Source organism: Chryseobacterium tongliaonense (assembly GCF_041224435.1).
GTDB classification, from domain to species: Bacteria; Bacteroidota; Bacteroidia; order Flavobacteriales; family Weeksellaceae; genus Chryseobacterium; species Chryseobacterium tongliaoense.
Genome location: NZ_JBGFFD010000015.1, coordinates 1 through 15,241 on the forward strand (window position 1 = coordinate 1; position 15,241 = coordinate 15,241).

18 protein-coding genes are annotated in these 15,241 nt (G+C 34.2%); 1 reads left to right on the top strand and 17 read right to left on the bottom strand.

Going from position 1 to position 15,241, the window contains the following annotated elements:
• Nucleotides 1-208 precede the first annotated feature (208 nt).
• From AB8P06_RS19780 to AB8P06_RS19790, 3 genes are all read right to left on the bottom strand, one after another.
• On the bottom strand, nucleotides 209-562 hold the full coding sequence (locus AB8P06_RS19780) for a DUF2200 domain-containing protein (protein WP_369844238.1): 354 nt from the start codon (nucleotides 560-562) through the stop codon (nucleotides 209-211).
• Between the two features lie 112 nt (nucleotides 563-674).
• Entirely contained in the window at nucleotides 675-1,481 is an 807-nt protein-coding gene (locus tag AB8P06_RS19785) for a hypothetical protein (RefSeq protein WP_369844240.1), read from the bottom strand.
• Nucleotides 1,482-1,732: 251 nt separating this feature from the next.
• On the bottom strand, nucleotides 1,733-2,227 hold the full coding sequence (locus tag AB8P06_RS19790; protein WP_369844242.1) for a tetratricopeptide repeat protein: 495 nt from the start codon (nucleotides 2,225-2,227) through the stop codon (nucleotides 1,733-1,735).
• Nucleotides 2,228-2,401: 174 nt separating this feature from the next.
• Between AB8P06_RS19790 and AB8P06_RS19795 the strand changes: the two genes are divergently transcribed.
• Nucleotides 2,402-2,800, top strand: a complete 399-nt coding sequence (locus tag AB8P06_RS19795; RefSeq protein ID WP_369844244.1) for a VOC family protein — start codon at nucleotides 2,402-2,404, stop codon at nucleotides 2,798-2,800.
• 61 nt (nucleotides 2,801-2,861) lie between these two features.
• On the opposite strand, the gene AB8P06_RS19800 is transcribed toward AB8P06_RS19795, so the two are convergent.
• From AB8P06_RS19800 to AB8P06_RS19865, 14 genes are all read right to left on the bottom strand, one after another.
• Nucleotides 2,862-3,536, bottom strand: coding sequence for a DUF2461 domain-containing protein (locus AB8P06_RS19800; protein WP_369844245.1), 675 nt, complete (start codon nucleotides 3,534-3,536; stop codon nucleotides 2,862-2,864).
• Between the two features lie 78 nt (nucleotides 3,537-3,614).
• A complete protein-coding gene (locus AB8P06_RS19805) occupies nucleotides 3,615-4,709 on the bottom strand; it encodes a hypothetical protein (protein WP_369844247.1) in 1,095 nt (364 codons plus the stop codon).
• 117 nt (nucleotides 4,710-4,826) lie between these two features.
• Nucleotides 4,827-5,387, bottom strand: coding sequence for a DUF6985 domain-containing protein (locus AB8P06_RS19810; protein ID WP_369844249.1), 561 nt, complete (start codon nucleotides 5,385-5,387; stop codon nucleotides 4,827-4,829).
• Nucleotides 5,388-5,437: 50 nt separating this feature from the next.
• Entirely contained in the window at nucleotides 5,438-5,776 is a 339-nt protein-coding gene (locus tag AB8P06_RS19815; protein WP_369844251.1) for a DUF2695 domain-containing protein, read from the bottom strand.
• Nucleotides 5,777-5,816: 40 nt separating this feature from the next.
• Entirely contained in the window at nucleotides 5,817-6,272 is a 456-nt protein-coding gene (locus tag AB8P06_RS19820; protein WP_369844253.1) for a hypothetical protein, read from the bottom strand.
• A gap of 281 nt (nucleotides 6,273-6,553) precedes the next feature.
• Nucleotides 6,554-7,273: an alpha/beta hydrolase gene (locus AB8P06_RS19825; protein ID WP_369844255.1), complete on the bottom strand. Its 720-nt coding sequence runs from the start codon at nucleotides 7,271-7,273 to the stop codon at nucleotides 6,554-6,556.
• Between the two features lie 77 nt (nucleotides 7,274-7,350).
• Entirely contained in the window at nucleotides 7,351-7,887 is a 537-nt protein-coding gene (locus AB8P06_RS19830) for an STM3941 family protein (RefSeq protein ID WP_369844257.1), read from the bottom strand.
• Nucleotides 7,888-8,259: 372 nt separating this feature from the next.
• Nucleotides 8,260-9,087 (bottom strand): hypothetical protein, encoded by an 828-nt coding sequence (locus AB8P06_RS19835; RefSeq protein WP_184190438.1) that lies wholly within the window; start codon nucleotides 9,085-9,087, stop codon nucleotides 8,260-8,262.
• A gap of 261 nt (nucleotides 9,088-9,348) precedes the next feature.
• On the bottom strand, nucleotides 9,349-10,974 hold the full coding sequence (groL, locus tag AB8P06_RS19840) for a chaperonin GroEL (protein ID WP_369844259.1): 1,626 nt from the start codon (nucleotides 10,972-10,974) through the stop codon (nucleotides 9,349-9,351).
• A gap of 92 nt (nucleotides 10,975-11,066) precedes the next feature.
• Nucleotides 11,067-11,345: a co-chaperone GroES gene (locus AB8P06_RS19845; protein ID WP_007843108.1), complete on the bottom strand. Its 279-nt coding sequence runs from the start codon at nucleotides 11,343-11,345 to the stop codon at nucleotides 11,067-11,069.
• A 175-nt stretch (nucleotides 11,346-11,520) separates the two neighbouring features.
• Nucleotides 11,521-11,652, bottom strand: a complete 132-nt coding sequence (locus tag AB8P06_RS19850) for a hypothetical protein (protein WP_369844261.1) — start codon at nucleotides 11,650-11,652, stop codon at nucleotides 11,521-11,523.
• 187 nt (nucleotides 11,653-11,839) lie between these two features.
• A complete protein-coding gene (locus AB8P06_RS19855) occupies nucleotides 11,840-12,556 on the bottom strand; it encodes a DUF3108 domain-containing protein (protein ID WP_369844263.1) in 717 nt (238 codons plus the stop codon).
• Between the two features lie 128 nt (nucleotides 12,557-12,684).
• Complete coding sequence (locus tag AB8P06_RS19860) at nucleotides 12,685-13,857, bottom strand: leucine-rich repeat domain-containing protein (RefSeq protein ID WP_369844265.1); 1,173 nt, start codon at nucleotides 13,855-13,857, stop codon at nucleotides 12,685-12,687.
• 150 nt (nucleotides 13,858-14,007) lie between these two features.
• On the bottom strand, nucleotides 14,008-15,225 hold the full coding sequence (locus tag AB8P06_RS19865) for a cation:dicarboxylate symporter family transporter (RefSeq protein WP_369844267.1): 1,218 nt from the start codon (nucleotides 15,223-15,225) through the stop codon (nucleotides 14,008-14,010).
• Nucleotides 15,226-15,241 lie beyond the last annotated feature (16 nt).

Sequence of the window (15,241 nt, forward strand, 5' to 3'; positions counted from 1 at the left end):
AGATTAAAAGATTAAAAGATTAAAAGATTAAAAGATTAAAAGATTAAAAGATTAAAAGATTAAAAGATTAAAAGATTTTTTTGATAAACATCAGCAGGATATAATTATTCAATAGGGGCGGGCTTCAGCCCGCTTTCAAAATATAAAACCCATCAACAGGCTTTAGCCGAAACTTAAAAAATTGAATGTCTATTAAACGTAGATTATTTTATTTTCTTAAAATTTTATCCATTAATTTTCCTTTAGCCAGTTCATCAATCAATTTATCGAGATAACGGATATTCCTCATCAGCTCATCTTCAATCTCCTCCACACGATAACCACAAATGACACCTTTGATCAGGGAAACATTAGGATTGATCTGAGGGGCAAGTCTGAAGAATGTTTCAAAATCAGTTTTGTTATCCAGAATTTCCTGAAGGCCTTTTTCATCATATCCTGTTAGCCAGAAAATAATTTCGTGCACCTCTTCTTTGGTGCGTCCCTTTTTTTCTGCTTTTTGAATATAATGAGGATAAACGCCTGCAAAAGACATTTTGTAGACTCGGGTGTTGTTTTGCATGGGTTGATATTTTAATTATCGGTTCAATCCAAATTTATAAATTTATAAATAATAAAACCGCCTCGGATAACAAGACGGTTTATGAGTTAAAAAATATTGGATCAATATTTTGTTATTCACCAATTCTTTTTCTGATTTCCAGCTGATATCTTATGGGCATTCCCCAACGATGTTTTAAATAAATATCCTGGAGAATTTTTTTATCATCAGTCACATTTTCATTATTTTTCAGGTAACGGTAAATATCGTATGCAGAATGATATTTGGGAAATGTATCATCTACAGTTTTGAATTTCTCTTTAGCTTCAGAATATTTTTTATCCAGAAGAAGTTCGAAAGCCTGGTTTTCCAATTGCTGTGCGATTTCATTGTCAAGGCTGACCGGAGTATTGGTAAGAAGGGCTTCTTGTGCTTTTGCCTTACTTTTTTCAGCTTCAGCCTGTTCAGTTTCAGTCCTGGCGTTTTGTAATTCCACATAGGAAATATCTTTCACGGCTTCTAAAATTTTATTAAACAGAGCGGTTGTTTCCCCATCAAGTCCATTATCCCTTAATTTAAGCTCGGATAATTTATATAATGCATCCCGCAGGATATTTACGGCTGAGGTTCTTCTTCCGAGCTCTGCAATACTTTTAGTGGTCTGCATATACAGATCAATATTTGCTTTACCGATGATATCTGCTTTGGCTCCCAGCTCGGTAGCCAGTTTTGTTGCTACATCCGGCGGTGGTTCGGAGATTACGATGATTCGTCCCTGTTTATCAGTGAAAATTAAACTACCTCTTCTTGAGGCATCATAAGATACATGATGGGCCAGTGTTTTCCCTTCAATATCTTTTAAATCTGAAATCTTTGACATAGAATTACATCCTGTGAGGAGTAATGCAAGCATTGGGATTAATACAATTTTTGTTTTCATATGTTATGTTTTTTTGCCTACTCTTTAAAAATTGCAGTTTTCGGCTACCCTGATGGCTTTTATTTAAATACCTTATACAAATTTCTATATATTTAGGTTTTATATCAATTACCCGTTTTCGTTATTTTACGGATATAGAAAAACCGTTCTGATTGTAGAACGGCCATGTTAAATATGATTGTTTATAATAATTTGATAGAATAAATAAATCCCGGCATTCCGGTTTTATTTTAGAATGATCTTAACTCCTTTTATTCAATTATTTTTTTCGAATAATTGTAAACCGATTTGTTATATCTTGGAAGATGGTTGGATAAAGACATAAGCACCAGTGACAATGCCTCCTTATCCTGATCTATTGAAGAAAGAGAGAGGGCTAGAAAGGCGTTCACAGCATCGTCCAGCTCATCGGAATAATTTTCTTTTTCTTCTCTCAATATCTCTATGCTTTCGTGGACTTTCCCATTATTTCGTAAGGTGCTTGCCAATTGGATTCTGGCTCTTCTTCTCCTCAATCCGGTCAGTCCTGAATGCAGGGCAGATCTGTAAAGTGGCTCGGCTTTTTCTTCAAAACCGGTTGAATCATAAGCGCAGGCTCTTTCAAAATCAGCAATGGCATTGGGTTGGCCATCGGAAATCTTTTCTGTATGGAGTTTTATTTTTTCAATGAAATCATCATCAGAAATTTTCCCCAACTGATCCCATATTGTTTTTAATTCTTCTTCCCAAAGTTCAGGACTGATCATTTTAATTGATGTTTGTGGTTTAAATATATTCCAAATTTATTCTATTTATCAGTTTACGTACAAAAATGATGAGAAAACTGAACATTTAAATTGTTAGTAAAATTATTTTCTTTTTTAAAACTTGAAAGTAATACACTGGTATGATTACTGTATGTTATTTCAAAATTCAACAATATGAAAACAAAAAAAATATGGGCTAATTTTAGCGTAAAAGATGCCGCCCGTACCCATGAGTTCTACACGCAATTAGGCTTTACACCCAATAAGCCGAACAATGATCCTAAACTGGCCAGTTTTCTTTTCGGGGATGATGATTTTGTGATCCATTTTTTTGAAAGGGGTTCTCAAATAGATGAATATTTACCATCCGGACCGGAAAACACGAATGAAATTATGTTCACCCTTTCTGCAGAAACCAAAACGGAAGTACAGGAATGGATGGATAAAGTTAAAGAAGCAGGAGGTAAGGTTTTTAACGAAGCCGGCAGAGACGAAACCAATCATTACGGTTTTGTTTTTGCAGACCCAGACGGGCATAAGTTTAATGTACTATTGATGGAGCAGGGGATGTAAATGAAATATCAGATATTTAGAAAGATGATGGTTTCTACGAATTGATCATTGTTGCGGGCTGTTATTTTAGATTTGATTTAAATAAAGGTTCCCCATTTAAATCAGTAGTAAGCACTTCGCTCATATAATCAAAAAACGGACGCATAGCCAATAAGGTTTGAACGGCTTCTTTCTGAAAGGTGTCAGATAAAACTTCTTTATCCGTAAATTTTCGCATCACGATAAATTGTTTCTTCCTGATTAAATCAATCGCAGGATGATTCTTATCAAAACCTCTCGGAGCTGTTTTCACAGCATCTCCTTTGATTTCCCCGAAGTATTTTATAAATGTTGGGTCAGAAGTGATCTTTCCGATTTCCGTTGTATTGAGCTCGAATTCTTTACGGATGCGGAGTAAGTCTTTAGCGTCAGGTGCCCAAAATCCACCACCCACAAAGCTGTTGTTTGGCTCTAATTGAATATAATATCCGCCTCTCAACATCGGTTTTGAACGGGAATAACCAACCCCGAAATTGTTTTTATAAGGAGTAGAATCCTTAGAAAAACGAACGTCTCTGTGAATCCTGAAAATATGAATTCCTTTTAATTGATCGTGTTCCTGAAGTTCATTGTAAATCTTATTGAAAAATATTTTGTTTTCTTTTATAACCGAATCATATTCCGGTTTGTGCTGTGAAAACCATTCACGGGTGTTGTTTTTCTGTAGTTGGGTGAGGAATTCAAAGGCTTTCTTCATGGTGCTGATTAAGATGTATTATCTTTTTCAAGATAGTGATTTTAATATTCAAATTTCCTTTGTTAAATAGGAAAAGGTTTATTTTATTCTATTTAATTCTATTGCATTTTGCATTCCCCCAATTGCTTCAAAAACTTCATCCTGATTTTTTATGTCAGACCAGCCTTTTTTAGCAAGTTCGCTTCTAATCTCTTCCTCTGATTTTTCTTTTACTAAATGATAATATGCAAAGTCAACTACTTCAATCGGTACTCTTCCAATAATATATTTGGTGAGTGCAGAAACTATTTGTAAATAAACAAAGATGCCTGTAAGACCAAGTTGTAAAATCCAATTAATTATCCAACCTATCCAGCCTAAATTAGCTTTGTTTACTGTAAAACCTTGCGTAAATCTTATCTGTAGGAAATTCAAAAATCCAATTCTTTCCAGATTATTTTCATGCAAAATGAGTTCATACTGAAAATATTGGTTTAATATATAAATCAATATAATCATTGCTCCTAACAGGTATTGCAATTTGCTAAAATCCGTATAGTTTGAAAATTTAATTAAATATTTCATCACAAAAGTAATAACAGTTGCCACCAAAAACTCAAACAATATAATAATGTACAGACCTTTTACAGAAAGGAATGCTAAGATAAAACCGAGAATTAAAGACAGGCATAAACCACCAATAATGGGGAGTGTAATATTGGGAACTTTTGCTTGTGATGGTTTTGGTAAAGTTTCAGGAATAATATAGTCATCCCAGTTATTTTTCTTTTCTATTTCATTTTCAAACTCCTTGAGTGCCTGTTCGTCAAAAGTTTTTAAGGTTTCCTGGTAAGCATAAATGAATAGTTTTACTCTTTTGGAATTTTTCCCGGCATCCCAGATTTCGTTACCCAAAGATTCACTTTTTACTAAGACAATACCATTTTTATAACTGGCTGTAATGATTTCTGTCCATCGTTCATTTACCCAGCCTGCTTCTTTACGCTTTGCTTCTATGTTGTTGTCATCTTTGTAAATCAGATCCCAACCCAATTTTTCAAATGTTTTCTCTGCAATACCTATAAAGAGTGTTTCACTGATAGATGTCTTGAATTCTTCTTTATATTTTGGAGAAAAACTAATGCTATGTTTTTTAGGTATATTTTTTTCGTAGTCTTTAAAAATGTCTTCCATTGTTATTTTGAGGACGGGTTATTTCTTTTCTTTGTTGGCGCGAGCGTCTCACTCATATTTTTTTTCAAATTTTTGGACACGAGCCGGACACTCGTGCCAACGGTATAGATGTTAAGGTCAACTGATGAATTTTGATAATAATTCATCTTCGCTGTCTGGTTTGTCGTAGGCATCCGCTTCCGTTATATGACCGTCCTGACTGCTTATTCTTGTTAATTGTTTCCCCTGTCTGAAAACAAGCTGAAATCCGTGTTCCTGTTCCCAATCACATTCACAGACAATTTGGACGTATATATCTTTGTCTCTTCTGTGTCGTCTTGATATGTAAATTTCAGTTGGCTGGACAAAATTCCAGATTTTATCGTGGTTTTGTATTTCCCATAAAGGTTTATCATCTTCATCAAATCCTACGGCTTCTAAAAAGTCCATACAGTTTTTGTAGGCAAGCTCAGAAATTGAGTTTCTGTCATCAACGGTAAGCTGTAAGAAATTGGCCAGAGCCTGATCTGCTTCTTCTATAAAGGTTGTATCATGTTCAGGTTCAAAATCCATGAACGTTATAGCCAGCTTCTCATTGTTCATCAACGGAATTTCAATTTCAGCACTTTTCCACCAATCAGAAAAGCTTTCATCCTGTTTCAAAGATCCGATTGTTTTTGAAATAATTTCTTTACTCATGTGTTTGATGTTGAGTTTAATTTTGTCCTTTCTGGATTAGAAAATGAGCCTTACAATTCAAATTTCTCTTCAACATTGGCTAAGATTTCGCAGTCACAATAACCTCCGTTTTCAGCCAGCCAATTTAGAACATTTTCGATATTTATTACTTTATTTTTTTTCAAAAATTCTGTTGTTAATGTATGGGTATCATCACAGCCAATCTCTTCTAATGTATGATCTAAATAATCAAATAATTCTTCAAATCGTTTCCTTTCTACAGGTAAGCTTTTTTCGAATTCTTCCTGCTGTTTTTGCCTCAACTCATTCCGGATTTGTTTTCTGTGTCCTTTCTCGTTTTTGTTCATGGATATTAATGCTCTGTTGGTTCCTGTTTTTCGTTTTGTCAAAGTTATAAGAATGATCTATCTCATCAGAATTTATAGGGTTTTATTCATTAACATTTCCCGTTAAAATAGCTTTTTCCATTAAGCTGACAATCTCTGAAACAGGAATAGTGAATATCCCAGCCTCTCCTTTGTCAAACTCCCTTTTCCAATAAGAATATCCATCCATTTCAATGGAGTCGGGGATTTTGCCGTTTTCACTTTTTAGTTTGGTAACACTTTTGTCCAATGCGTCTTCAGAAATCGGGATATGGCTTAGTTTTTCAGCAAAGCCTTCAGGATTGCCAGGATTTTTCATCCTTAATCTGCTAACTGAAATATGAATAATTTTTCCGGTTTTAGGATATTCTTCAATCTTTAAAATTTTAATGGTGGAGTTTTCTTCTGCAGGGCGGGTTTTATAATTCCATTCCTGGCCAACATTGTATTCCATGTTATTTTTCTTACAACTGAAGAAGAATAATACTGCTGCTGCTATTAAAATATATAGTTTAATCATGAATTAATTAGTTTTAATTTTAACAAAAAGGACTGAAATTAGATTCTATTTTATTTTTTGATGTCCAAATCTTTTGATTCGGGTTTATTTATACCTGTTTGCGATTTATTTTGAAAATTTAGATTTCTTAATATTCAAAGCTTTCTGCTTTATCCATTGTACGGCAATATCAACGGGTGCTGTATTGTTGCCGGAAGTATTGTGTCCCAGTTTAGAAAAGAGAGTATATTCGAAAGGCTTGCCTTGAGCTTTAAGAGTATTCAATTGTTCTATACACAACTTTACCGGAATCTGTATATCTTTTTCGCCAAAAGCCAAAGCCCGGGAATTGAAAGTGTATTCAGAGATATTTTTGGGTCGGTTGCCACAAATTGGTATCTGTCCGGATCATTTTTAGTATGTTCAAGGGCGTCTGCTTCTGTATGATTTTCCCAGAATTGATTGTTCCCATTCGTATAAAACTGAAACCGAAGCTGTTCCAGTGTTGTAATGGTAGGGCAGCTAAATAAAACCATAAATTCAATTTGTGGATTTTTGCTTGCAGCAATCGGGATGATCCATCCTGCCTGACTGAAGCCAACTAATCCAATGGGTGTTTTTTTATCCTTCAGATAGGTCCGGAATGTTTTTACGGCTGCATTGGCGTCCTGAGCCAATAAATTAAGATTAGCAGTGTCGATATTATTTGTGCCAACGGATGGACCTACATACACACCGCCGGATTCTCCTACGCCACGTTTGTCATAGGTGAATACAGCAATGCCTTCTTTAGCAAGACGTTTTGCGAACTCCATCTCTCTTTTTACCGGATCGGAGCCGTGAACAATGACAACTGCTGCCAATGGTTTTTCAGGCTCTAAAATGGAGCCTGCGAGAGTAATGCCCTGACTTTCAAATTTTACATCCTGAATGGTAAAACCGGTGAATTGTGAAAATGCCGTTCCTGGCAAAGCTATTAGCAGTAACCAAATAAATACGTTAGAAAAGAAATTGATCTTCATTTTGGATTATTTTCATGGGTCATAGTTACTCATCAAATATAATAAAAAACCGTTCTATAAAATAGAACGGTTTTTTATTATGCCTCGTTTTTATGTCTTTCATAATAGCCATTCAAAGTTTCGATTAGTTTGTCCGAAGTAATATCAATTCCAGAAGCCGAAATATTGAAAGGTGAGTTGTAATTATTAATATTAAACTGCATTAATTTTCGTTTAAATACGTTTGTCTCTTTGTCAAGCCAATACTCTGGGTTTCTCACTTCTATAATTACAATTCGTGTGCTATTTATTTTGATTTCTTTAAAACCATTTATTTCACTCCATTTTATGAATTCAGTCAATGATTTCTTTGGATTCACATTTAGTCCTTTGGTATCAATAATTAAAATAATTTCTGACTTAATCAGTCTTTTTATTCCTATAAAAATACCGAATCCGAAAAAAAGAATTGAAGCAATTCCAATTCCTCGAGTAAAAATTGGGCTTCTGGCTCTCCTACTAGTCAAATTTTCAGCTTCTAAAAGTAACCAAAAACCTAAAACAACAAATATAAGTGATCCAATCAATAACATTAATGATTTCTTTTTACTTGAACATAATTCAATTCTATCCATTTTGATCTGTCTTTTTTAAATGGCACATAACATTCAAATTTGCGCACTACGCCAGTAGTATGCAATATATAAAATTGCGCTAACTAAATATCCATTTGTTAATCATTAAATATATTATTTTCCTTATGGAAAGCTATAATCCAAACAAAAAACCGCCCTATAAAAATAGAACGGTTAATATATATTAAATTGTCTCAGCAACAGCTGTTACATCATTCCTGGCATTCCACCACCCATTGGCATAGCTGGTTCGTCTTTTTTCACTTCAGTGATTACACATTCAGTGGTAAGAAGCATTCCGGAAACAGAAGCTGCGTTTTCAAGGGCAACCTTAACCCATATTTTGCCAATATAATGTTATCTGTAGTTGCATTATTCGGTTTTTGATCGAACGAATTTAAGTGTGTCAGTAATTATTGGTTTTGTCCAACCAATGTTTTCATCGGGATTTTTTTGTTCAAGGACTACTTTTACAGTATCAGAAAGTTTGTCAAGATAAATTATTTTTCTTCCGTTTCCAATTTCGCTGGAATTTTCATCTGTCGATAATCGAAGTTCAAACGGAAAATCTATAAAGTAGTCCCTATAATCATATTTAAAAATTATTTCCAATGGATAACTGATATTTGAAATTTTATTATTTTCATCGTATTCTATTTCAATTTTTGCAGTGTAAAACATTACATCTTTTTTGTTTAATAAGGTATAATTATTTTTTAATGGTTTATAAAAAACATTTTCAATACGCTTTTGTTTAGCTTGTTTTACATCGTTTTCTTTTGTTGCTGCAAATACTATAAATGAATAGCTTAAAGCATTTCCAATTAAAAGAGGAATAAATAATTTTTTAAAACTGAATTTGAAAATTTTTGATATAGCGAAAGTTTCAATACACACACTTCCCAAGCACATCAAAAAATAAGTTGCAATCCAGTTAAATTTGTCAAAAGTTGCATTTGGAAGAAATCTATCAATTGCAAAATGCCAAATTAACATTGCAAACATCATCACAAGAGTTCCAAGAAATCCAGAAATTAAATTTCCGATTATTGATATTAGCACAGATTTTTTCCAACCAATTTTAAGAAATACATAAATAGTTATGGTTTCAATAATTATTGTAAGGAAAATTAAATACCAAAATTTTTGAACTTCTTCACTAACATAAATAGCGGGCCAAATTACATTTAATAAAGTCATTTATTTTTTGCGAGATATTGGTTTTGCAATTACAGATAACGTCCAAATATACGCATTGCGCAAATATCACATATATATTATTGCGCTTATTTCATATATGTATTGTACAATTGCTTGTTAAACAGCGGTTTATTTTTAGTTGTTTTTGGATAAACGCAATAGTATATAATAAATGATAAACAAAAGAGTTATCTACAAAATAAAAAACCGCCCTACAAAAGCAGAACGGTTTATATATTAAATTGTCTTAGTGACACGCTACTACATCATTCCCGGCATTCCGCCACCCATTGGCATAGCTGGTTCGTCTTTTTTTACTTCAGTGATTACACATTCAGTGGTAAGAAGCATTCCGGAAACAGAAGCTGCATTTTCAAGGGCAACTCTTGTTACTTTTGTAGGGTCGATGATACCTGCTTCAAGCATGTTTACATACTCGTCAGTTTTAGCATTGTATCCGAAGTCTCCTTGTCCTTCTGCTACTTTAGCAACGATTACAGAACCTTCACCGCCTGCGTTGGCAACGATTTGTCTTAATGGCTCTTCGATTGCTCTTTTTACGATTTTGATTCCTGTGCTTTCGTCAGAATTGATTCCTGTAAGGTTTTCCAAAGCAGAGATCGCTCTTACCAAAGCAACACCACCACCTGCAACGATACCTTCTTCAACAGCGGCTCTTGTAGCGTGAAGTGCATCGTCTACTCTGTCTTTTTTCTCTTTCATTTCCACTTCAGAAGCTGCACCTACGTAAAGTACGGCAACACCACCGGCTAATTTAGCCAGTCTTTCCTGAAGTTTTTCTCTGTCATAATCAGAAGTGGTAGTTTCCATCTGAGCTTTGATCTGGTTTACTCTGCCTTTGATCTTGCTTTCTTCACCACCACCGTTTACAACAGTTGTATTGTCTTTATCGATTGTTACTTTCTCAGCAGTTCCCAACATATCTAAAGAGATGTTTTCCATTGTGAAACCCTGCTCTTCAGAAATAACCTGTCCACCCGTTAAGATGGCGATATCTTCCAGCATTGCTTTTCTTCTGTCTCCGAATCCCGGAGCTTTTACAGCAGCAATTTTAAGAGAACCTCTTAATTTGTTTACCACTAAAGTTGCCAAAGCTTCACCTTCCACTTCTTCAGAGATAATTAATAAAGATTTACCTCCCTGAGCGATCGGCTCAAGAACAGGAAGCAATTCTTTCATTGAAGAAATTTTCTTTTCTACTAAAAGGATGTATGGATTTTCAAGTTCAGCTAACATTTTCTCAGGGTTAGTCACGAAATAAGGCGACTGGTAACCTCTGTCAAACTGCATCCCTTCCACAACGTCTACCGTTGTATCGATACCTTTAGCTTCTTCTACCGTGATAACTCCTTCTTTACCTACTTTTCCGAAAGCTTCAGCGATCAAAGCACCGATCGTTTCGTCGTTGTTGGCAGAAACGGAAGCAACCTGTTTCACCATTTCCGTAGAATCTCCAACGGTTTTAGACTGAGATTTAAGGTTTTCAACAACTGCAGTTACTGCTTTGTCGATTCCTCTTTTCAGATCCATTGGGTTAGCACCTGCAGCTACGTTCTTAAGACCTTCTCTTACGATAGCCTGTGCCAGTACAGTAGCGGTAGTAGTACCGTCTCCTGCGATATCATTGGTTTTGGAAGCCACTTCTTTTACCATTTGTGCTCCCATATTTTCTACTCTGTCTTCAAGTTCGATTTCTTTTGCTACAGAAACACCGTCTTTAGTAACGTGAGGTGCCCCGAAAGATTTTTCGATCACTACGTTTCTACCTTTTGGGCCTAAAGTTACCTTTACTGCATTAGCCAATGCATCAACCCCTCTTTTTAAAGCGTCTCTTGATTCAATATCGAATTTAATTTCTTTTGCCATAATTTTTTATTGTATTAATGTACTTTGTACAATGTATTAATGAATTATATTCATGAAATCATTTTACATGAATACATTTTACTTTTTACAAATTAACCGATGATTCCTAATAAATCTCCTTCTTTTACAATTAAGTAATCCTTTCCTTCCAGTTTTAATTCAGCTCCTGAATATTTTCCATAAAGCACTTTGTCACCTACTTTAACAGTGGTAGGCTCATCTTTTTTACCGGGACCTACTGCTACTACTGTACCTTCTTGTGGTTTTTCTTTCGCTGTGTCCGGAATAATAATACCTGATGCTGTTTTAGTTTCTGCAGCAATTGGTTCTACTAGAACTCTGTCTGCTAGTGGTTTAAAGTTTACTGACATAATATATCTGTTTTTTTATTGTTTCTGCATTGTAATTCTCTAAATGTGTGCCATCGATTGCCTGTGGATGAAATGGCAGATTTTTATTTTCGGGTATGAAAATTTGGCAGAAAAATTAAAAAGAGAAAGCCGGAGATTTCCGGCTTAGTTTTGAGTTATGATTTCAGTTCTTTAATTAAGGACAATTCTGTCCGGGACCAATCCATAGAATGCATTTTCCCTGGTCGTTGTATTCACAACAAACAACTCTTGCGCCTCCGATAATGGTTTTCTGGGCGTCTCTGCTTAATGATTTAGCATTTTTCATAATTAATATTTTGGTTTTTTTGATTTTTCCTGAACGTTTAATGTCAATCAGGATTTTTTGACCATTTAAATGTAAGCTTTTTATTGCATATATTAAATGCTGTTTGTAGACTGATTGTTGATTTTTGTTTTGACAACCAGTGTTTTATGTATTGTGTCGGTGTTGGGTCTAAGGCTCTGATGAGTATTTATTTAACGGTTTCCATGATCATTTTTCTTCTGCCAAGGTCTATTTCCTGTTTCAGGATTTTTCTTGTTTCCGTGTCAATATAGTAAGTGACAATTGTAGTCTTATCCCTGATATCATCGGTCGTTTTTACAGCCCATACTTTTTTGCCTTTATATTCGGTTTTTTGTACATCCTGTACGTATGCTTTTATGAGTCCTTTTTTAGCATCAGGGTTATAATCAAAAATGGATATTTCAGCGGTGTATTTTTCTTTTAAAGGAGAAAAACGGATCAGCATAGGATAGCTGCTGCTGTCAAAATAATCTGTTGCGGGCATGTCGATATTGTCTTTTTTCTGAGCTTTCTTATCCAGATAGTATCCTGTCACTTTACTTTTCTCAGATTTCAGAACCATATCCCGCATTGAATTAAAAGATGAATGGTAAACCGGTTGGAAGTTGGCTGTTTTTACAATCGTGGAATCTACCCAGGCATCAGGAGCCTGTTTCATTTTAACGGTAGTTTTAATAAGCAGATCCGTCTTGTTTAATTTTTTAAGATCCGTAATGATGGAGCCTATTTCAATTTTAGTCCCTGCATTTTCAGCGTACCATACTGCTTCGGATGATTCATCTTTTATAAGTTTAGAATCAATATTGTTGTTGCTTGGTGTCAGCAGCTTTTGTGAAAATAGATGAGTGCTGCCTATCATTAAAAAGAAAAGAACTGTTTTCATATATATTTTTATGAATAAGTAGCTTTGCCTTTCAAAAAGTTACAGGTTTTTGGCTGATAAAAATAAAAATTTAAAAGAAAAAAGTTATTCAGAATTAATAACTTAAAATGATTGATTTTTTATGCTTTTTATTTCTTTATAAATTTAGTACTTCCCAATTCGGTTTTCACTATATATACACCAATGGGAAGATTAGAAATGTTGATTTTTGATTCTTTATTATCTTTTTTGTTCAATACTATTTTGCCTTCCAGACTAAATATTTTTATCTCTTTTGCTTTCGGATTTAAGTTTATATATTCTTTGGCCGGGTTTGGATAGATGATTATTTTCGCTTGCTCATTAATGACTTCTTGTGTAGCTAGAATACAAGCATTTATCAATTGCGGGACAGGATTCGTATTGGTTAATAAATCATAACTGTCTTTGCAAATAAATTGTATAGGATTATTTGTTACGTTTAAATATTGAAGATTCTGCAGAAATCCATCCTGAAAAGAAAGCGAGTTGAGCTGGTTATCAGAGCAATTCAAAATTTTTAAAGTTTGTAATCCGCTTGAATTAATTGAAGTAAGCTTACTATTAGATGCGCGCACTGTCTTTATGTTTGGCAATACACTTAGATTGAGGCTGGCAGGTTGATTATTGTTCCCAAAATCGAATATTTCTAAACTGGGTAAATTATTTATTTGCAGTGAAGAGAATTGGTTGGCACCAAGATCTAAATACTTTAAATATATCAATCCGTCTAAATTAATGGAGGTAAGCTGATTATCATTCAAATATAAATATCTTAAGTTTGTTGCTCCGTTTAAGTTAATACTGATAAGATTATTTTCACTACAATAGGCGTGCTGTAAGCTTGTCATACTACCTAAATCAAGTGAGGTAAGGTCATTTACCCCGCAATATAGGTTAACTACATTTACCAGACCATTTAAATTAAGTGTAGTAAGATTATTTTCGCTACAAGAAACTTGTATTAAATTGATCATACCACTTAAATCAAGAGTCGTAAGATTATTTTTTAGGCAATTTAAGATTTTTAAATTCGTAAATGACTTTATCCCTGTTAAATCTGCGATGTTTTTATCAACTATATTTAATTCATTCACTATAGCTTGTGCTTCAGTTACTTGTATTTCTCCATCATTATTTGTATCTATTCCCTTTGCAATTAATGCATTTTTGAAGTTTGCATCAGGAATATTTACAATTTGTGCTTGTGTAAAACAAAATAATAAAAGAGTGAAAAGGCAAAAAAAAGTATTTTTTTGTCCAGGTAAGAAAATTGTTTTCATAGCTTTTTATTTAGCTATAAATCTAATCAATTATATTGATTCTGAATGTTAAATGTGAATTTATAAATCTATAATCTAAACAAATTTATTTCTTGTCTACATTTTGATAGGATTTATGCGGCTACAATAATTTTTCTTTTATAAATCTAACTAAAGAAGCGTTTTATTTTTCTGAGACTGATTGATTTTTGAAATAATGGCCGCCGAAACCGCAATACCTATAAAATTGGTTACCGATCTTGCTTCATTCATAAAACGGTCGACGCTATACAGCAAAGCGATGTCAGTTAAAGGAATTTTTCCGAACCTATTTAAGGTGAAAATAAGAGCCAGAAAACCAGAGCCCGGTACTCCTGATGCCGTCTTTGAGGTAATGAAAATAATAAGAAAAAGCCAGAGATAATCATTAAAAGCCAGAGAAATATTATAAAACTGAATCAGGAAACAACATGCTACAGAAATATAAATGCAAGCTCCTGCGAGATTAAAATTATATCCCAGTGGAATTATGAATCCCAGAATCTTCCGGCTGTAACCTTCGCTTTCCATTTTTTCGAAAATAACCGGAAATGCGGTTTTTGAAGAAGAAGTTGTAATCACCAGGATAATCTCTTCTTTTATATTGAGAAGGAATTTCCAGAGGTTAAATTTAAAGAAATAAGAAATCAATCCTAAAACTCCGAAGATAAAAACAATATCTGCCAGATATGCTGTTGCAACAACCTTGCTGAGCGGCAAAAGCGTGTTGATCCCATATACGGAAATCCCGAAAGCGATATTGCAGAAGATAATCATGGGAAGGATAATGTAGAGATATTTGATAACCGTATAGAAAATTCCCAGCCCGTAATCCAGGATCTTCAGAAAACGTTGTCTTCCTTTAGATAAATTTAGGGAAATACCGACAATAATGGATAAGATCAGAAAAATACCATGCCTGTTGAGATAGAGCACTGAGGTTACAGAACGGTCGTTTATTTCAAAGCTCTTTGGAAGTACGGTATTTATTTTACCGGCATCAATTCCTGTATTGGCTCCGGGTTTTATGGCAAAACCGAAAATAAAGCCCAATAGAATGGCGATAACACTTATAATGATAAAATACACTGCGGTCTGCCAGATGATTCGGTCTGCATTTTTAATCTCAGCCAAATGAGAGATTCCATAGATGATTGCCATGAAAATAACCGGCAGTATAAGCATTTCCAGAACCATGAAAAAATACCGGCTTACCATCCCAAGTTTAATGCTTAACTCAGGAAAATAATACCCCATAAGTACGCCGCAGATAATGGCTGCAAATACATATAAAGTCAGATTCCTCAGATAACTGCCCGTAAATGTCTTTTTTGTATGGAAAAGATTCATCTCAAAAACTGTTTGT